This window comes from Gelidimonas diazotrophica (assembly GCF_055694025.1).
Map to the genome: position 1 here is coordinate 1,053,296 of NZ_CM146349.1, position 18,447 is coordinate 1,071,742.

14 protein-coding genes are annotated in these 18,447 nt (G+C 55.8%); 4 read left to right on the top strand and 10 right to left on the bottom strand.

Annotation, left to right across the window (positions count from 1 at the left end; translation table 11 throughout):
* Window positions 1-13 precede the first annotated feature (13 nt).
* On the top strand, window positions 14-1,558 hold the full coding sequence (locus tag KGFNPO_RS04915) for a 2-isopropylmalate synthase (protein WP_472633369.1): 1,545 nt from the start codon (window positions 14-16) through the stop codon (window positions 1,556-1,558).
* A 165-nt stretch (window positions 1,559-1,723) separates the two neighbouring features.
* Here KGFNPO_RS04915 and KGFNPO_RS04920 read toward each other — a convergent pair whose 3' ends face one another.
* The gene (locus tag KGFNPO_RS04920) at window positions 1,724-2,260 is read right to left on the bottom strand and encodes a hypothetical protein (protein WP_472633370.1); all 537 of its coding nucleotides are present in this window, start codon (window positions 2,258-2,260) and stop codon (window positions 1,724-1,726) included.
* Window positions 2,261-2,408: 148 nt separating this feature from the next.
* On the opposite strand from KGFNPO_RS04920, the gene rpsO reads away from it, so the two are divergent.
* From rpsO to dcd, 3 genes are all read left to right on the top strand, one after another.
* A complete protein-coding gene (rpsO, locus tag KGFNPO_RS04925) occupies window positions 2,409-2,678 on the top strand; it encodes a 30S ribosomal protein S15 (RefSeq protein WP_472615064.1) in 270 nt (89 codons plus the stop codon).
* 216 nt (window positions 2,679-2,894) lie between these two features.
* Window positions 2,895-5,021, top strand: coding sequence for a polyribonucleotide nucleotidyltransferase (gene pnp / locus KGFNPO_RS04930; RefSeq protein WP_472633371.1), 2,127 nt, complete (start codon window positions 2,895-2,897; stop codon window positions 5,019-5,021).
* A 157-nt stretch (window positions 5,022-5,178) separates the two neighbouring features.
* A complete protein-coding gene (gene dcd, locus KGFNPO_RS04935; RefSeq protein ID WP_472633373.1) occupies window positions 5,179-5,745 on the top strand; it encodes a dCTP deaminase in 567 nt (188 codons plus the stop codon).
* Window positions 5,746-5,895: 150 nt separating this feature from the next.
* On the opposite strand, the gene KGFNPO_RS04940 is transcribed toward dcd, so the two are convergent.
* From KGFNPO_RS04940 to KGFNPO_RS04980, 9 genes are all read right to left on the bottom strand, one after another.
* Entirely contained in the window at window positions 5,896-6,645 is a 750-nt protein-coding gene (locus tag KGFNPO_RS04940) for an NADH-quinone oxidoreductase subunit B family protein (RefSeq protein ID WP_472633374.1), read from the bottom strand.
* 8 nt (window positions 6,646-6,653) lie between these two features.
* Window positions 6,654-8,150 carry a hydrogenase large subunit gene (locus KGFNPO_RS04945; RefSeq protein WP_472633375.1) on the bottom strand — a complete coding sequence of 499 codons (1,497 nt, stop codon included), beginning with the start codon at window positions 8,148-8,150 and terminating at the stop codon, window positions 6,654-6,656.
* Window positions 8,150-9,604 (bottom strand): complex I subunit 5 family protein, encoded by a 1,455-nt coding sequence (locus KGFNPO_RS04950; protein ID WP_472633376.1) that lies wholly within the window; start codon window positions 9,602-9,604, stop codon window positions 8,150-8,152. The genes KGFNPO_RS04945 and KGFNPO_RS04950 overlap by 1 nt, the downstream gene beginning before the upstream one ends.
* A complete protein-coding gene (locus tag KGFNPO_RS04955; protein ID WP_472633377.1) occupies window positions 9,601-10,215 on the bottom strand; it encodes a hypothetical protein in 615 nt (204 codons plus the stop codon). The genes KGFNPO_RS04950 and KGFNPO_RS04955 overlap by 4 nt, the downstream gene beginning before the upstream one ends.
* Window positions 10,215-11,138, bottom strand: coding sequence for a respiratory chain complex I subunit 1 family protein (locus KGFNPO_RS04960; RefSeq protein ID WP_472633378.1), 924 nt, complete (start codon window positions 11,136-11,138; stop codon window positions 10,215-10,217). Before KGFNPO_RS04960 ends, KGFNPO_RS04955 begins: the two co-directional genes overlap by 1 nt.
* The gene (locus KGFNPO_RS04965; protein WP_472633379.1) at window positions 11,135-13,147 is read right to left on the bottom strand and encodes a proton-conducting transporter transmembrane domain-containing protein; all 2,013 of its coding nucleotides are present in this window, start codon (window positions 13,145-13,147) and stop codon (window positions 11,135-11,137) included. The genes KGFNPO_RS04960 and KGFNPO_RS04965 overlap by 4 nt, the downstream gene beginning before the upstream one ends.
* Window positions 13,148-14,036: 889 nt before the next feature.
* A complete protein-coding gene (locus KGFNPO_RS04970) occupies window positions 14,037-16,301 on the bottom strand; it encodes an Orn/Lys/Arg family decarboxylase (RefSeq protein WP_472633381.1) in 2,265 nt (754 codons plus the stop codon).
* 211 nt (window positions 16,302-16,512) lie between these two features.
* Complete coding sequence (locus KGFNPO_RS04975) at window positions 16,513-17,007, bottom strand: dihydrofolate reductase (protein WP_472633382.1); 495 nt, start codon at window positions 17,005-17,007, stop codon at window positions 16,513-16,515.
* An 86-nt stretch (window positions 17,008-17,093) separates the two neighbouring features.
* Complete coding sequence (locus tag KGFNPO_RS04980; RefSeq protein ID WP_472633383.1) at window positions 17,094-18,413, bottom strand: cation:proton antiporter; 1,320 nt, start codon at window positions 18,411-18,413, stop codon at window positions 17,094-17,096.
* Window positions 18,414-18,447 lie beyond the last annotated feature (34 nt).

Sequence of the window (18,447 nt, forward strand, 5' to 3'; positions counted from 1 at the left end):
TCAGGAGCACAGCATGGCCGCAGCAGAAAAACTCATCATATTCGACACAACTTTGCGCGATGGAGAGCAATCTCCAGGCGCTTCGATGACCCGGGACGAAAAAATCCGCATCGCCCGGCAACTTGAGCGTATGCGCGTCGATGTCATCGAGGCGGGTTTTGCTGCCGCATCCCAGGGTGATTTTGAATCGATCAAGGCGATTTCCGGCATCGTAAAAGATTCCATCGTGTGCTCGCTGTCGCGCGCCAATGACCGCGATATCGCACGTGCGGCGGAAGCGCTGGCACCAGCCGAGCGCTTTCGTATCCATACTTTCATCGCGACTTCACCGTTGCACATGGAAAAAAAGCTGCGCATGACGCCCGATCAGGTGTTTGAACAAGCCAAACAAGCGGTGCGATTTGCGCGAAAATTCACCGACGATGTCGAATTCAGCCCTGAAGATGCGAGTCGGTCCGACATGGATTTCCTGTGCCGGATACTGGAAGCGGTGATTGCCGAAGGTGCTACCACCATCAACTTCGCCGATACAGTCGGCTACGGTGTGCCGGAGTTGTACGGCAATATGCTGAAAAACGTGCGAGAACGGATTCCGAATTCGGACCAGGCAATCTGGTCGGTGCATTGCCATAACGACTTGGGCATGGCGGTCGCCAACTCGCTGGCCGGGGTCATGATCGGCGGTGCGCGGCAAATCGAGTGCACGATCAACGGCTTGGGTGAGCGCGCCGGCAATACGGCGCTGGAAGAAGTCGTGATGGCGCTGCGCACCCGCAAGGATTATTTCAATTTCGAAGTGGGTATTGACGCTACGCAAATCATGTCGGCTTCCAAATTGGTGTCGCAAATCACCGGTTTCGCGGTACAGCCGAACAAGGCCATCGTGGGCGCCAATGCGTTTGCCCACGCGTCAGGCATCCATCAGGACGGCGTCCTGAAGGCGCGCGATACCTATGAAATCATGCGGGCCGAAGATGTCGGCTTGTCGGCCAACAAAATTATTCTGGGAAAATTGTCCGGACGTAATGCATTCAAGCAGCGTCTGGACGATATGGGCATCGCTCTCGATTCCGAAGCGGAAGTCAATGCGGCATTCGCCCGCTTCAAGGAACTGGCCGACCGCAAATCGGATATTTTCGACGAAGACATCATTTCCCTGGTGTCCGACGAGCAGCAATCCCGCGAAAAAGAATGCTATCGATTCGTCGCACTATCGCAGCATTCCGAAACTGGCGAGCGGCCGGTTGCGAAAGTCGTATTTTCGATCGAGGGGAAAGAAACCTCCTGCGAAGGGCAGGGCAACGGTCCGGTTGACGCCACCGTCAATGCGATCGAGTCGATTACGCAAAGCGGCGCCGAACTGTTGCTGTTTTCAGTCAATGCCATTACCACCGGCACCCAGGCGCAGGGCGAAGTCACCATGCGCCTGTCCAAGGCCGGGCGTATCGTCAATGGCATAGGTGCAGACCCGGACATTGTGGTGGCATCTGCCAAAGCCTACCTGTCAGCATTGAACAAGCTGCAATCGAAGTCGGAAAAGCTCAATCCACAGTTGTAATGCCGGTGCTGGTTATGTACCGAGGAGCGCGCAGGCCTTGGCCGGCACGCTCAATATAGAAAATTATGGGGGGTATGCCCATAAAACATCACTTCCCGCATTAAATTTGTGCGCTGTTTAAAAACACAGCACGCAGTATGTTTTTATTCGTAAATGCTGCTTGTTCTACCGCATCCGATTGAAAAAATGTCTGCCTAGCAACTCTTCCCGCGGCTCCAGCCAGGTATCCGGCCCATTCATCATTTTTTGCACGATGCCATTGCGATCGAAATGAACGTGCATCATCGAATCCCACACGCCATTTTCCTTGTAGCGATAGGTCCACACCGTCAAGTCCGACAACGACAGATAAGAGGTTTCAGCCGGTTTGCCGAAAGTGTGCAAAATAGTTTCCTGGTTTGTCGCGCCGATCTTTACCGTTGCAAATTTTTGTGTGGTGAGCACTTGCTCATAAGATTTTAGACGTTTGCTGGCGTCCAGCCGCGCCATATAGGTTTGCTGTCCCCACGGGCCATGCACATACGCCAGGATGCTGTCGTCTCCTTCCTGGTAACGCGCGCTGGGTGCGCCCAGCTTGCTGATGATTTCGGCTTCGCTCTGGCCGGGCGTAACGGCCGCCACGCCAAGGTTGGCGCAACCTGCCAAACTTGCCAAGATGCAAGCCAGCAAAATTAGTTGGGCTGGTTTGGGGAATTTTTTCATCGGATTTTCTCGCTGTGACCAAGTGTTTGAATGGACTTTGCATTTCCGCTATAATGCGCGTCTGGTCTAAATTAAGACCAGATTTTTATTTATTTGTTCACGGTGTGTAGGGTTAATTACTCTGTGCATCGCATGTTAAAGGTTCATTATGACTATCGAAAAATCCGCAAAAGCTGCCATCGTTGCAGACAATGCCCGCGCCCAAAATGATACTGGGTCCCCAGAAGTGCAAGTTGCGTTGCTGACCGCGCGCATCAATGACCTCAATGGCCATTTCAAACAGCACGTTAAGGATCACCATTCCCGCCGTGGTTTGATCATGATGGTCAACCGTCGCAAAAGCCTGCTCTCTTACCTGAAGAGCAAGAACGTAAGCCGTTATCGCGACCTGATTCAAAAACTCGGTTTGCGCAAATAAGCAGATAACTAAGCAGTCAACGTTATTGCTCTCGGATCGTATAAGCCGAAATGCCTGCGCCAGTTCGCTGTCGCAGGCATTTTGCTATTTTGCGATTCTGCATCGCAATGTTTTTGGTGTAAAGCAAGAGGGTGGCACGTCAACATTGACTTGACACCTGCGGTGAGGTGAACGACAGCGCCTGAAATTCTGTCGGCAATTAGAAAGGAACTCTCCGTGTTTAATAAAGTCACTAAAACCTTCCAGTACGGCCAACACCAAGTCACGCTCGAAACCGGCGAAATCGCACGCCAAGCCTCTGGCGCAGTAATGGTATCGATTGAAGATACTGTTGTGCTCGCTACTGTTGTGGCACGCAAAGATGCCAAACCTGGTCAGGATTTTTTCCCCTTGACCGTTGATTATGTTGAGAAAACCTATGCTGCCGGTCGTATTCCCGGCGGTTTTTTCAAGCGTGAAGGCCGTCCTTCTGAAAAAGAGACATTGACTTCGCGCCTGATCGATCGTCCAATCCGCCCTCTGTTTCCAGAGGGTTACATGAATGAAGTGCAGATCATCATCCATGTGTTATCTGTCAATCCTGAAATCGACCCGGATATCGCAGCAATGATCGGTGCTTCTGCTGCGTTGAGCGTAGCCGGCCTGCCTTTCAACGGCCCGGTCGGTGCTGCTCGCGTCGGTTATGTCGATGGTCAGTATGTGCTGAACCCCACTACATCGCAGTTGGTGAACTCCCAGATGAATCTGGTGGTTGCGGGTACTGAACTGGCTGTATTGATGGTTGAATCCGAAGCACAGCAATTGTCAGAAGAAGTCATGCTGGGCGCTGTGATGTTCGGCCATGAACAAATGAAGGCAGTCATCGACGCGATCCACGATCTGGTGCGCGATGGTGGCAAGCCAGAAGTACAGTGGGCGCCGGCTGCCAAGAACGAGCCGTTGATTGCTGCTGTTGCCGCAGTCGCCGAGCCGCTGTTACGCGCTGCATATCAAATCAAGGAAAAGCAAGCTCGCACCGCCAAACTCAAAGAAGCGACCGCAAGCGTATCTGCTACCTTGGCCGAACAAGCTGCAGCACGCAGTGAAGCAGCTCCGGATGCGGCTGAAATTGGCAATATGCTGTTCGACCTCGAAGCCAAAATCGTGCGTTCCCAGATTCTGGACGGCGAACCGCGCATTGACGGTCGCGACACACGCACTGTACGGCCGATTTCGATCCGCACCGGTGTGTTGCCGCGCACCCACGGCTCCGCATTGTTCACCCGTGGCGAAACGCAGGCTTTGGTTGTTGCTACTCTCGGTACTGCACGCGACGAGCAAAAAATCGATGCCTTGATGGGCGAGTACGCTGATCGCTTCATGTTGCATTACAACATGCCTCCGTTCGCCACTGGCGAAACCGGTCGTGTCGGTACCCCGAAACGGCGTGAAATCGGCCATGGCCGTTTGGCCAAGCGCGCGCTTTTGGCAGCCTTGCCAGCGCCGGAAGATTTCAGCTATTCGGTCCGTCTGGTGTCGGAAATCACTGAATCGAATGGTTCTTCCTCGATGGCTTCGGTCTGCGGCGGCTGTCTGGCGCTGATGGATGCCGGCGTGCCGATGAAGGCGCACGTAGCCGGCATCGCGATGGGCTTGATCAAGGACGGCAGCAAGTTCGCCGTGTTGAGCGATATCCTGGGCGATGAAGATCACCTGGGCGATATGGACTTCAAGGTGGCCGGCACTGCAGAAGGCATCACTGCGCTGCAAATGGATATCAAAATCCAGGGTATCACCAAGGAAATCATGCAGGTCGCGCTGGCGCAAGCCAAGGAAGGCCGCATCCATATCCTGGGCAAGATGCAGGAAGCGGTACCGCACGGCAGCAAAACCGAGCTGTCCGACTTTGCACCGCGTCTGATCACGGTCAAGATCAATCCGGAAAAAATCCGTGACGTGATCGGCAAGGGCGGCGCAGTAATCCGCGCGCTGACCGAAGAAACCGGCACTCAGATCGACATCAGCGACGAAGGCATCGTGACCATCGCGTCGGTCGATGCCAGCGCCGGCCAGGAAGCCAAGCGCCGTATCATGGAATTGACGGCGGAAGTCGAAGTCGGCAAGATCTATGAAGGCACTGTCCTGAAATTACTCGATTTCGGCGCGATTGTCCAAGTCATGCCGGGCAAGGATGGCTTGCTGCACATCAGCCAGATCGCCAACGAACGCGTCAATGCGGTCGCTGACTATCTGAAAGAAGGCCAGCAAGTCAAGGTCAAGGTTCTGGAAACAGATGACCGTGGCCGCCTGAAGCTGTCGATGAAAGCTGCAGCCGCAGAATCCGGCGAAGCTGTGCCACAGTAGTAATCAGAGCGTGTCTGCATCAAACCGTCCGTACTGCAAAGCCGGGCGGTTTTTTGCATTTGCATCAGCTCGACTAAAATCAGGCCTGGAAATTTTCGAGCGATACCAGACCAGCTCCCGGCCTTTTATTCACTTTAGCTAAAATCGATCGTCCATTATGAGCATCAAATCCGATAACTGGATCCGCCGCATGGCACAACAGCACAGCATGATCGAGCCTTTCGAGCCCGGTCAGGTGCGTGAGAAAAACGGCCACAAAATCGTCTCCTACGGCACATCATCCTACGGTTACGACATCCGCTGTGCCAACGAATTCAAGATTTTCACCAACATCAACTCCACGGTAATCGACCCCAAGAACTTTGATGATGACTGCTTCGTGGACTTCACCGGCGACGTGTGCATCATCCCGCCCAACTCATTCGTGCTGGCGCGCACCATCGAGTATTTCCGCATTCCGCGTAGCGTGTTGACTATTTGCCTGGGAAAATCGACCTATGCGCGCTGCGGCATCATCGTCAATGTGACCCCGTTTGAGCCCGAGTGGGAAGGTTATGTGACGCTGGAATTTTCCAATACCACACCGTTGCCGGCCAAGATTTATGCCAACGAAGGTTGCGCGCAAGTGCTGTTCTTTGAAGGCGACGAGGTGTGCGAGACGTCTTACAAGGATCGCAATGGCAAATATCAGGGCCAGATGGGCGTGACACTACCCAAGGCTTGAGCCTTGATTTTTGTGAAGTAGGGAGTATCGTCTGTGAGTGCGTATTCCCGCACATATTCTATGCGTGTACGAAAATACGGATATGAGTATATTGATGCGCCGTAGCCTGGCGCCGGCATCTCGATTTAGGTGCTCTCATGCCGGTCGGCCTCAGCTTGGAATTCCAAGCAAGTCGAGAACGCCGCAAATAAATGTAAGCGGGTGCGGCGGGCAGCCTGGAATGTAGAGCGATGGTGTAAATCGATCCAGGAAACTGCGCTCGATTCCGGATGCTCCTTCAAATGGACTGCCGGAGATCGCGCATGCCCCGACGGCGATAACGAATTTCGGGTCTGGGATACCATCCCAGCATAGCTGTAGAGACTGCGCCATATTCTGGTTGAGCACACCCACCAACACCAAGCCGTCGGCATGCCGGGGTGAGGCCACGATGTCGATTCCGTATCTTCCAAAATCGAAATTAACATTCCACACCGCGTTGATCTCAAGTTCGCAGCCGCTGCATCCACCAGCAGAAACTACCCGAAGCTTGAGTGAACGACCGAACCTCTTGCGTAGCGCCGAGGACACCTTGATCGGGTCAATATCAGGTCGCGACTCGCTTACGACAAGTCCGGTACGTTCCGTGGACGCCAGCCTGAAATCGTTGACAAACGATATTTTGGCGGACGGACATGCCGGCTCGCAGTCACCGCACATCACGCAACGCCCCAAATCGATTTCGACCGGATTCAGGGTGATCGCATTAGTCGGACACGACGCCAGACAAGCGGTGCATCCTTCTTCACACGCGTTGGAGCCAACCACGGGCTTGCCACGAAAGCCTGCGGGATTTGCTTTCCGCGGGTCCTTGATATATTGGGTTCCTTGCGAAACCCTGACTGCGATTGATTTAAACATCATTTGTCCTAAAGATCATTTCCACAGTAGGAAAGATCAAAACTCTTATTGCAGATAGGGAAGTCCGATATCTCGTTATTTCTCACCGAAAGAGCTTCGCCAAACCAGTTCTGAAGTGACGGATCTTGCACTTTATAGTGAAGCAGACTTCCATCGTTTCCGGTCTCGATCACATGAACAACTTCTCCCCGGGAACCTTCGCGAACGGAAACGCAGAGCATGTCGGGGCGCAGCGCCTTAGTCACACGCGGCGCTGTGGCGCACAGATCGAGAGCTGGTTCTTTGAGAATCTGGGTGAGCCAACGGACCGACTCGTCGATCTCCCGCATGCGCAGCCGCAGGCGCGCCCAACAGTCGCCGCTTTCCTCGGTCACAACAGATATCGGGTAGGCGCCATGCAGGCGTCCAGGCATGCTCACTCGCGTATCAACCGTTACGCCACTGGCGCGCGTGGCAAGGCCGACCATCCCGATTTCTCTGGCAGCAGTTGTATTTATGACGCCAACATTCTGAAGCCGGGCCTGCACGCTACGTGCGCTAAGCATCAGCTCGTTGACTTGTGCAAAGTCCCGCGCAAACGCGGTGAGCGTAGCAAGCAGACCCTGCCGCAGCACGTCCGGCAGTCCAAACCGCACACCGCCCGGTCTGAGCCAACCGCGTCCAAAGCGACTGCCACAAATGAGCATCGACGCATTAATGATGGCAGTTCGCAGCCGCCCATAGGTCGCGGCACCTTGCAAAAAGGCAATGTCGCCGGACATCCCACCCAGTGCTCCAACGTGCATTGCCACCCGCTCCATCTCAAGAGCCACACCGCGAACCAGGTCTTGCTCAATGCTTACTTCCGTTTCCGACAACGCTTCCATCGCAGCGCAGTAGGCCCATGCATACGCAATGCTTGAGTCACCCACGATGGATTCAACGGTAGATGTCAGCAACAGCGGATTGCGGCGCAGCAATAGTTGTTCGACACCCCGATGCTGGTAGCCCAACTGAATTTCCAGATGGTGAACTTGCTCACCGAGGCACATGAAACGGAAATGTCCCGGCTCGATCACACTTGAATGAATGGGTCCTACCCCAACCTCGTGCACCTCGGCCCCGCGCACCTGGAAAAATGGGTAGTCCGTCATGTGCTGCTGGCGCGCACCTTCATGGCGAACCGGCTTGAGCCAGGGATGCCCGGCAGGAGTAATGTTCATTTGCTCCCATAGTTCGCGCTCGAACATGTGTACTGCCGGGTACCGGGGCGTGAGCGAATCGAAGCGATCGCCGCGCTTTGCATCGGCCCGCAATACTGAAAGTTGGCCGTCGGTTCCTTCGACCACGGCGGTCACGATAACGCTATCTGCGTCGTCGCCGACGTTGACATTGATCCGGCCGAAAAGCGTGAGTATCCTATCGCCGGAATCCAGGCGATCAGCGCACAAACGTGTAAATTCCTGCAGGCTGGTGCGCGGGATTTCGCGGGCAGGGAGGATGAGAATCGGTTCTGCGGGTTTCATTATTGTCCACCAATCGACTGAGCCACCAGCAGGAGAAGCTGGTTGACGGGTTCCGGTGTGTACACGCCTAGCAGGACCAGGGCGCCAACGAATCCTAGCTTTGGAATAGCGGTCACCAAGGGTTCATTGATAGTCGAACCCGTCCTGTTCGAGGGGCCCCAAAGCATCGGAAAGATCGAGCGGCCGGCCGCGACGAAAATGATAGTCAACATGGTGCACATCAGCGTGAAGGTGATCCAGTCGCTGGATTGCACGATGCCTGACAGGATCAGCATCTCCGCCATGAAGCTGCCGAATGGCGGGAATCCCAACAGGGCAAAAATACCCACCGCGAATAACAATCCCGAAAACGGCAGCACCCTGATCACGCCGCTCAACGCAGTGACATCGTTGGTTCCGTAGACCGCGCGTAGTCGGCCCGCCGTAAGGAACAACAGCGCTTTGACGAATGCACTGCTTACAACATATAAGACGACGCCGTAGGCCGCCACCTTGCCCACAGAAAGCCCGATAGCGATGACGCCCGACGAGCTAACACAGGCATAGGCGATCAGCCGCTTGTAGTTGCGTGCGGCCATGACCTGAATCGCTGCCACCGCCAACGAAAGGCATCCCATGATGAGTAACTCATGCGCGACGAAATTACTGTGGCTGCCGTGGAATACCTGCAAAATTCTGAATACAGCCAACACGCTGATGTTGAATTGCACGGCTGCCAGCAGTGCGCTGGTGCTGGTCGGGGCGGCTTCGTAGGTCTCAGGCATCCAGCCATACAGGGGCGCCAGGCCCAGCTTACCGCCGAGTCCGAACAGCATCAGCGCGAGCCCGAGGCGTTGCCAGTTATCGCCAGCCGAAGGCAGCGCCAATGCCAATTGGTCGAATGCGAAGTTGATCTCCAGGCCGTGCAGGTGCGCGGATCGGGTCAGACACATGAACCCGAGGAATGTTAGCGCCAGCGACATGCTCGAATACAGCATGTAGTGCCAGGCGACTCGCCGTGGCGTACTCGAACTGCCCTGCGCAACCAGCGGCACAGCGCACAGCGTGGTCACTTCGATGAGCGCCCATAACATGAGCAGGTTGTTCGACATTACTCCCAGGTTCATGGCTACCATGAACGCAAGTGAGAGGGCAGCTCTTGGCAGCATGTTTTCCGCCAGCACGCGAGAAGTTTGCACCCTCGAGTACATGTAGACGCTGATCCCGAGGAAGACTGTATTGATCAGCAACAGGAACAGCAATGAGGTTGGATCGAGCACGAAATAGCGCTGCACAAAGTACAGAGGCAAATTCGCGAGTGGAACCCGCACAAAGATCGCAAAACACACCAGAAAGTTGACTAAAGCCACCCCAACCAGCGCAGATCCCACCCAGCGGTGCCGCACCGAATTGATACTGGTGGCAGTGGGCTCGGTAGTGCGCTCGTTGGTTACCAACAATTCCGCGCCTTTCATAGAATTTCCTTTTGTTCTGCCTGAGCCACCGGTGCACCGGAAGCGAAGGGCGTTCCCAAGAGCCAGCATCCCACGCCGACAGTGAGGATATAGACCGCACCCAGAGCGGCATGCACCGGAAGGGGCCACGGTTCGGGTAGCAGTGACTCGAATAACGCCAGTGCATTTTCCATGAAGAGCAGGGCAACCAGTTGCGCCGGCGGGGAACTGTTGGTCGACAGAATAAGCAATGCGATCATCACCGTCGCAGCCACGACGCCGAGCGTGAGCGCACCGGGGTTAGTCATGGATACACCGCCGAATTCGAATGCCAGTACGATGAGTGCCGCACCGATTGCCCAGGCAAACAGGTTGGACGGCATCAGGTCCATGTTCGGCTCAGCCCGGCGGTGAATTGTGCGGCGCAGCAGAAACGGTGCCATGCAAACGCGCACGACTATGATCTCAAGCAACACCAGCAGCGCGTGGTTCGAGATCTCGGCGTGGTGAGCGATGCCGTTCCAGCCCAGCATGATCGCCTGCAAGCAGAGCCAAAAAGGCGCGGACCGGATTTTCCCAAAGAAGACCGGAATCACCGCGGCGAGAAGAAAGAAGATTAGTGGTAATGTCATTAGAGCCTTGCTCCCCAGCCTACGGCGGCCATACACAAGACGGCTGCAGCCGACGCCAGCAGCAGGTAGCGCGGAACCCATCGCATCGGCAAGCGAGCCATCAAGGACTCGACACATCCGACCGCCACCGCGACCGCGACCATGATGAACAAGGAGGTGAGAACACAAGCCACGGGCGCGACCAGCGGATCGAATGGATTGAGCAGGGCAGCAATCAAGCCCGCGTATATGCTCATCTTGAGCGCCGCCGCATAATGCATCGCCGCCAGATCAGGACCGCTGTGATCGAGGATCATCACTTCGTGAATCATGGTCAGTTCAAGGTGCGTATGCGGGTCGTCCACCGGCACGCGTGCCGCCTCGGTTTGCAGCAGGATGAACAGTGCCACGACAGCGGGAACCACCAGCCATCGGAAAGGTTCGGCTTGGTGAAGGTGACCAATCAGGCCGGCGAAGCTGGTGTATCCGGTGGCCACGCTGGCAGCGCCGATGAGCAGGAATAATGCCGGCTCGACGAAAGCGGAGAATGAGGCTTCGCGGGCGGCGCCCATGCCCTCGAACGCACTGCCGACGTCCATGGCAGACAGCATCATGAAAATGCGCGCCAGCCCGAGGGTGTATGCAAACAGAATGAAATCGAAATTGAACTGCACCAGCGATGCGCCGCCGAGGATAGGCGCGATCATTGCTGCCAGCAGGGACGCCATCAGCACCACATAGGCGCCGGCCCTGAACAGCGGTGTGGCCATGGTGCTATAGACCGGACGCTTTCCGAGCAAGCGGCGCAGATCCGACGCCAACTGTAGTATGCGGGGTCCCTTGCGGCCAGCCCACAACGACTTGATCCGGTTCACGATGCCGACCATCAGGATAGGCATTACTAGCGCAATGAGCACGTGAACGGTTGCGAGCAATGTTGTCATCGTAATGGCCCCCACAACAACAGCACCAGCCATCCGATTACGACGACGGCCACCAGACCCGCCGCAAAGGCGATCCGCGGATCGTCTTCGCGCAGTTTTTTGGATATGTCGGCGGCCGACGCGTCGCCGCGGCCGATGACGGAGAACAGGCGACGCTCAACCGCGTCGACGCAATTCGTGATCAAGTAACTATCGGACGGAAAGTATCCGACCGGGGATTTTTTGCGGCGCAGCAAGACCATCAGGCTGCGGAAGTGGGCTGCGAATTCCGAAGAGAAGCTGGCGCCGGTGTACTGCATCCGGGGACTCGGCGCAGCATAACCGCAAATCCAGGTCACATGGCTGGCTGCGGGCGCGGATGACAATTTTGATCGCAGCCACAGCACCAGAGCAATCGACGCGATGAGCCCTCCCGAAATCATGCCGATGTTAGTCAGCGAGTCGATGATAGGCGACAGTACCGCAGCTGCGGATACCGGCAACGGCCTCATTGCAAGCTCGGTGGGACCGCGTACCAGCATGAAGCCCAAGGCAGGTATGACGCCGAGCAAGATCACGCCTGCAGAGTGGAGGCCCATGGGCACCAGCATCCATCGACTCGCCTCGGTGGCGGCTGGGACACTGGCGTCGCGCGGCGCACCCAGAAAGACGACGCCAAAGGCGCGCGTGATACTTAATGCGGAGACCGCGCCTACGAACGCAAGCAATGCGGCTGCGACGCACAGTGCCAGCTTGGCCCAGACTCCCGCTGCGGCACCACTGAATAAGCCTGAATAGATCACGAACTCGCTGGCAAAACCGTTCAGAGGCGGTAGCGCAGAGATCGCGACGCCACCGATGATGAAGCTGGCCGCCGTTAAGGGCATGAGACGCGACAGTCCGCCGAGCCGTTCCATATCGACGGTGTGCATCACCTGATAAACCGCCCCCGCCGCGTAAAACAGCAGGCACTTGAAGAAAGCGTGATTCAGCAGGTGCAGCAAGCCGCCAGCGAAACCGAGGGCCGCCAGCGATGGGATGCCCCAGCTTAGGCCCAGGCAGCCGACGCCGAAGCCGATGCCGGCGATACCGACATTCTCGGTCGATGAATAGCCGAGCATTCGCTTCAGATCGCGTTGACCTACCGTGTACAAGCCCCCGATCAGCGCCGAACACGTCGAGAAGACGATCAGGAACCATCCCATCCACTCATCGGGCGTGCCGATCAGCAATATGAAGCGTATCAAAGCATACAAACCGGCCTTGTGAATGACCCCCGACATCAGAGCCGAGACATGGGCGGGCGCAGCAGCATGGGCACGCGGGAGCCAGGAGTGGAAGGGGAAGAAGGCAGACTTCAGGCCAAAGCTCGTAACCAACAGAAGGAACACGATGTTGCGTTCGGTGCCGCCGCTGTTGCTGAGCCAGTCGCCAAAGCTGGTCAGGAACCACGATCCGGAATGCGTGTACATGATCATGAAGGCGGCCACCAGGAAAATCAGGCCGATGTGCGTTGAGACCAGATAGTTGAATCCGGCAAAACGCACCTTCTGGTTGGTGTAGTCCCATATCACCAGTAGCCAGGCAGCGAGTGCTGCAATTTCCCATCCGAGCAGAAAGACCAGCGCGTGCTCGCCGGTATACACCAGCAAAAACGACACAGAAGTCAGATTGAGCAGAGCGAAATGCACTCCCAGATTGCGCTTGCCGTGGATGAACGGACGCATGTATCCAACCGCGTATATGCTTCCCAGCAACGTCATCGGTAATGACCAGGCCAAAAAAAACGCGCCAAGAGCGTCAAGCCTTACGCGCATTGTTCCTACCGGGTAAGCCCATGCCAGATCGCCAACGACTTGCTCCGCACCAAACAGGACCGGCAGTACCGTAATCAAAACTAATACCGTGGCAAGCAGTTGCGTAAGAACGCCGACACCGGCGCGGATGGTATTGCGCAAGGGAAGCAAACAAATGCCAGCTCCCAGAAGCAAAACAAGTACTGCAGCAATTAGTGCGGTAAGTGCGGTCATGATTCTTTCAAGTTAATGGCGGCCTGCGCTCGACTATTGGGTTGACGCAGGGCTTCGATCGATAAACGGTGTGTCTATCAAATTTCCCGCCTGGCAACATAGTCATGATTGGTTTTTACACCAACGAGTGGGTCACATGTTTCTGTGAGTTTTACAGTGCGTTCGTTGATACCGGAAAAAATAACTGGTAACAGAAATACATGTAATTTGTTCTTTGTTTCGTAGCCTGTTTTTTAGTTGCAGAGAACTTTTACAGGTGTACTCGCCAGCAACTGCTAGCGAGAGGTACATATTTCAGTTTTTGCCAGCGCATCTTGGCCATCACGGACTTGATTGGCGACTAGGTCAATCAAGTGCAAAACGGCACAAATTTGTTACTGCGAACGCTGACGAAAAGGGGGTTGATGTTAGCATATTTGGTGGCGGATATCCAATGTTTTCTTCCCGGGATGTGACCTTGGAGCCGTAATTCGGCATACACAAATCATGCATAAATACTTGGTCTTCCGTGTATGCGAAGCGCATCGCGCGGCAGCCGCAATTTTCCAGGCCGCTTTTCAAACATGATTCTCATCGACGCTGAGGCAATGCGACGCAGTAATCTTATTACTGCACCTTGTATTTTTGAAGTCGCTTTAATATATTGCGGTAACAGTGTATTTTTTGTATATACCCCACAATATAAAAAAGAGTGCTGGTGACTTTTCACTTCGTGGACATGAATGCGCCGGCCAGGCCGGCTGCATGCACTATTTTGATTTATACACCCGCCGCGGTGGCGGTTAGGAACTGTGAACTGTGCACTGTGATAAAGCGCCGATTTTTGAAATCAGCCACGGAGATGCGCCGTTAAAGCCTCTCCATGGCTAATATTCCGCACTGCATCAAATTATTGCTGAACGCAATCGACGTAGTAGCACAGCTTGCCGTCCACTTCGCCTTTCACCAGACCATGCACATCGGTCTCGAATCCCGGGAATTGTTCGTTGAAATCGCGGGCAAAGCGCAAGTAATCGACGATGATTTTGTTGAAGCGCTCGCCGGGGATCAGCAGCGGGATGCCGGGCGGGTAGGGCGTCAGCAGGATCGAGGTGACGCGGCCTTCCAACTCGTCAATCGGCACCCGATCGATGGTGCGGTGCGCCATCTTGGCGAAGGCGTCGCTCGGCTTCATGGCCGGCTGCATGTCGGACAAATACATCTCGGTGGTCAGGCGCGCCACGTCATAAGCCCGGTAGGTTTCGTGAATTTGCTGGCATAAATCGCGCAATCCCATTTGTTCGTAGCGCGCATTCTTGCCATTGTTGGCGGCGGCGAATTCGGGCAGGATGCGCCAGATCGGCTGGTTTTTATCGTAATCGTCCTTGAACTGCTGCAGCGCGGTCAGCAGCGTATTCCAGCGGCCTTTGGTGATGCCGATGGTAAACATGATGAAGAACGAATACAGTCCGCATTTCTCGATGATGACGCCGTGCTCGGCCAGATATTTGGTCACGATCGAGGCCGGGATGCCGGTTTCGCCGAATTTGCCGTCGATCGACAAGCCGGGCGTCACGATGGTGGCCTTGATCGGGTCCAGCATGTTGAAGCCCGGCGCCAGCTTGCCGAAGCCGTGCCAGGTATCTTCGGCCTTGATGACCCAGTCCTCGCGCGAGCCGATGCCTTCTGCGGCAAAGGTGTCCGGGCCCCAGACGTGGAACCACCAGTCCATACCGTATTCTTCATCGATCTTGCGCATCGCGCGGCGGAAATCCAGCGCTTCGAGGATCGATTCTTCCACCAGCGCAGTGCCGCCCGGCGCTTCCATCATCGCGGCGGCCACGTCCAGCGAGGCAATGATCGCGTATTGCGGCGAGGTCGAAGTGTGCATCAGATACGCTTCGTTGAAAGCATCCTTGTCGAGCTTGACCGACTCCGACTCGCGCACCAGGATCTGCGAGGCCTGCGACAGGCCGGCCAGCAATTTGTGGCTCGATTGGGTCGAGAAGATCATCGACTCCTTGGCGCGCGGCCTATCCTTGCCGATCGCGTGCATATCCTTGTAGAACTCGTGGAAGGTGGCGTGCGGCAGCCAGGCTTCGTCGAAATGCAGCGTGTCGATTTTGCCGTCCAGCATTTCTTTCAGCGTTTCGACGTTGTACACCACGCCATCGTAGGTCGATTGCGTGATGGTCAGGATGCGCGGTTTCTTGTTGGTCGCTTCACGGGCGAACGGGTTGGCTTCGATCTTCTTCTGGATGCTTTCCAGCGTGAATTCTTCCAGCGGGATCGGGCCGATGATGCCCAGATTATTGCGGGTCGGCATCAAAAATACCGGAATCGCGCCGGTCATGATGATCGCGTGCAAAATCGATTTGTGGCAGTTGCGGTCCACCACCACGATATCGCCCGACGCCACCGTCGAATGCCAGACCATCTTGTTGCTGGTGCTGGTGCCGTTGGTGACGAAATAGCAATGATCGGCATTGAAGATGCGCGCCGCGTTGCGCTCGGATGCGGCGACCGGGCCGGTATGGTCGAGCAATTGACCGAGTTCTTCGACGGCGTTGCAGACGTCGGCGCGCAGCATGTTTTCGCCGAAAAACTGGTGGAACATCTGGCCGATCGGCGACTTCAGGAAAGCCACGCCGCCCGAGTGACCGGGGCAGTGCCAGGAGTAGGAGCCGTCCTGCGCATAATGCACCAGCGCGCGGAAGAATGGCGGCGACAGGCCGTCCAGATAGGACTTGGCTTCGCGGATGATGTGGCGTGCGACGAACTCCGGCGTGTCTTCGAACATGTGGATGAAACCGTGCAGTTCGCGCAGGATATCGTTCGGGATGTGGCGTGAGGTGCGGGTTTCGCCATACAGATAAATCGGGATATCGGCGTTCTTGTAACGAATTTCCTGGACGAAGGCGCGCAGCGATTTGAGCGCGTGATTGGTTTCTTCCAGCGAGCCGCCGCCGAATTCTTCATCGTCAATCGACAGGATGAAGGCCGAAGCGCGGCTTTGCTGCTGCGCAAACTGGGACAGGTCGCCATAACTAGTGACGCCGACAACTTCCATGCCTTCCTGCTCCATCGCCTCGGCCAATGCGCGAATGCCCAGGCCGGAAGAGTTTTCTGAGCGGAAGTCTTCGTCAATGATGACGATCGGGAAGCGGAATTTCATGAGGTCTCCAATACAGTCGAATTACTTGGGAGACGCCTGGGCCAGTCGTGGCGAATGCCACTCCGCTTGCGCGCCGAAAAATTTAAGAACGGATTTTCCCAGATATGCGGGTCAATGGGGAAAAAAATAGCCCTGAATATCGTCAGAGCGCCGTCACAGCGGGAAAGCGTTATTTTAGAGCCACAAAACGGCGCTTGGAGGGAATATTCCGTTAACGTTTCTGATATGTCACGAACGCGTAATTAAAGTCGTTTTGTGCGCAATGATGCTGCTCTCTGGCAACTTCGCGCCAGTCTTGTGCGGAAATCGGCGGGAAAAAAACATCGCAATCAAAGTTTTTGTCGATTTCGGTCACGATCAAACGCTCTGCCAGCAGCAGTGTTTCGGCGAAAATCTGCGCGCCGCCGATGATGAAGGCTTCTGCCTCTCCAACCAGTTGCAGGGCAGCGGCGATGGAGGCCACAACTTCAACCCCGTCGTAGGATGTAGGGGCACGGCATGCCGTGCCCCTGCTGATGACGATATTGCGCCGGTTCGGCAGCGCCCGGCCGATCGAATCGAAGGTTTTGCGGCCCATGATGATCGGGTGTCCGGACGTGGTGCGCTTGAAGTGCGCCAAGTCTTCCGGCAAATGCCAGGGCAGGGTGTTATTGATGCCGATCCCGCGCAGGGCGTCGGTGGCGACGATGATGGTGAGTTTGCTCATGGAATGGCTGGCTTTTGGCTGAAACGGTTGAACAGCGAGGATACCAGAGGCAATCGGTGCAGGAACCTGTTTGGACTGACAGCTTTTTAAGGTTCGCGCTTGCGTCGCCAGAAAATATGCATCAAGGGCTTGACGCTGATGCCGTGCACCACGATGGACAGCGTGATCACAACTAGCGTCAATTGTATGAACTCCAGGGCCATCGGCTCTGGCAAGTCGTGCTGTATCGCATACATCAGGTAATACAAAGAGCCTATGCCGCGCACGCCGAACCAACCGGTCAGGTAGCGCATGCGCCATGGCGTGCCGCTACCCAGCATTCCCAGCATCACGCTCACGGGACGCGCCACCAGGAACAGGAAGAACGCAAAGCCCACCGCCCGCCAACTCCACGAATTAATAAACAGCATGCCGCCCACCAGCAGAATCAGCACCACTTCCGACAATCGCTCCAGATGTTCCTTGAACACCAGAGCGCCTTCGCTGACGGTTACCGGCGGTTCTGCATTGACCTCGGCATGGACATCAACACTGGAAGCGTCTTTTGATTCTGGCTGCGCCCGGCCAGACTGCTGGCCTTCGACGCCACTGGACAGCTTTAACTCGGTTTGATGCAGCGCGACGGCGGCGAAGAACACCGCCAGAAAGCCCCAGGCATCCATCAGCACGCTCAGGCCATACACGACTCCGATCAAGCCCAGCCCAAGAAAATCGTCCAGGAGTTTCCTGCTCTGCTGCGGGCCGCGTATCTTCCAGACCAGCCGTGCCAGGAATACGCCTGACGCCACGCCCAATGCGATGCCTGCCACCGTCGCCCATAGTACGTCCAGCAAGACCCAGCGGATTCCGGTTTCACCCACTTCATGCAAACCCAACATCCCCATGCCCAGCATCACAAACGGGAAGGCGCTGCCGTCGTTGATGCCTGCTTCACAGGTCAGGGTAAAACGCAGTTGGTCGTGGTCGCCAGGATGGCGGATTTGCACATCGGTTGCCAGCACCGGATCGGTGGGCGCGACGATGGCGCCCAGCAATATGCATGCGCCCAGCGGCAAATCCAACACATAGGTGCTAAAGACTGCGACCAGCGCGACGCTGGCCGTCATCGACACGGTGGCCAGTAGTACGGGGGTGCGCCATCGCTTGAAACTGATGGGCGCCGGCATTTTGACGCCGGCAGAAAATAGCGATATCAATACCGCGATTTCGGTCAGAATTTCCAGTAGTGCCGATTCATACAGCGGATTGAAGTGAAAGATATCCAGCACGGTAGGCCCTACCAGCAAGCCCGCCGCCAGATAAATAATGGCGGACGTGATGGGTAAATGCTTCAGTCTGGAAGAAGTCAGCCCCATGAAAAGCAGCAAACCGCCAACCAGTAAAAACCATAATGCAGTAGGAATCATGGTATCCGTTCAAACGATGACAAAGGCGGCAGGC

Bases quoted from the DNA above. Each gene is read 5' to 3' on its own strand.
- KGFNPO_RS04915 (WP_472633369.1), top strand. From the start codon at position 14: ATGGCCGCAGCAGAAAAACTCATCATATTCGACACAACTTTGCGCGAT.
- KGFNPO_RS04920 (WP_472633370.1), bottom strand. From the start codon at position 2,260: ATGAAAAAATTCCCCAAACCAGCCCAACTAATTTTGCTGGCTTGCATC.
- rpsO (WP_472615064.1), top strand. From the start codon at position 2,409: ATGACTATCGAAAAATCCGCAAAAGCTGCCATCGTTGCAGACAATGCC.
- dcd (WP_472633373.1), top strand. From the start codon at position 5,179: ATGAGCATCAAATCCGATAACTGGATCCGCCGCATGGCACAACAGCAC.
- KGFNPO_RS04940 (WP_472633374.1), bottom strand. From the start codon at position 6,645: ATGTTTAAATCAATCGCAGTCAGGGTTTCGCAAGGAACCCAATATATC.
- KGFNPO_RS04945 (WP_472633375.1), bottom strand. From the start codon at position 8,150: ATGAAACCCGCAGAACCGATTCTCATCCTCCCTGCCCGCGAAATCCCG.
- KGFNPO_RS04950 (WP_472633376.1), bottom strand. From the start codon at position 9,604: ATGAAAGGCGCGGAATTGTTGGTAACCAACGAGCGCACTACCGAGCCC.
- KGFNPO_RS04955 (WP_472633377.1), bottom strand. From the start codon at position 10,215: ATGACATTACCACTAATCTTCTTTCTTCTCGCCGCGGTGATTCCGGTC.
- KGFNPO_RS04960 (WP_472633378.1), bottom strand. From the start codon at position 11,138: ATGACAACATTGCTCGCAACCGTTCACGTGCTCATTGCGCTAGTAATG.
- KGFNPO_RS04965 (WP_472633379.1), bottom strand. From the start codon at position 13,147: ATGACCGCACTTACCGCACTAATTGCTGCAGTACTTGTTTTGCTTCTG.
- KGFNPO_RS04970 (WP_472633381.1), bottom strand. From the start codon at position 16,301: ATGAAATTCCGCTTCCCGATCGTCATCATTGACGAAGACTTCCGCTCA.
- KGFNPO_RS04975 (WP_472633382.1), bottom strand. From the start codon at position 17,007: ATGAGCAAACTCACCATCATCGTCGCCACCGACGCCCTGCGCGGGATC.
- KGFNPO_RS04980 (WP_472633383.1), bottom strand. From the start codon at position 18,413: ATGATTCCTACTGCATTATGGTTTTTACTGGTTGGCGGTTTGCTGCTT.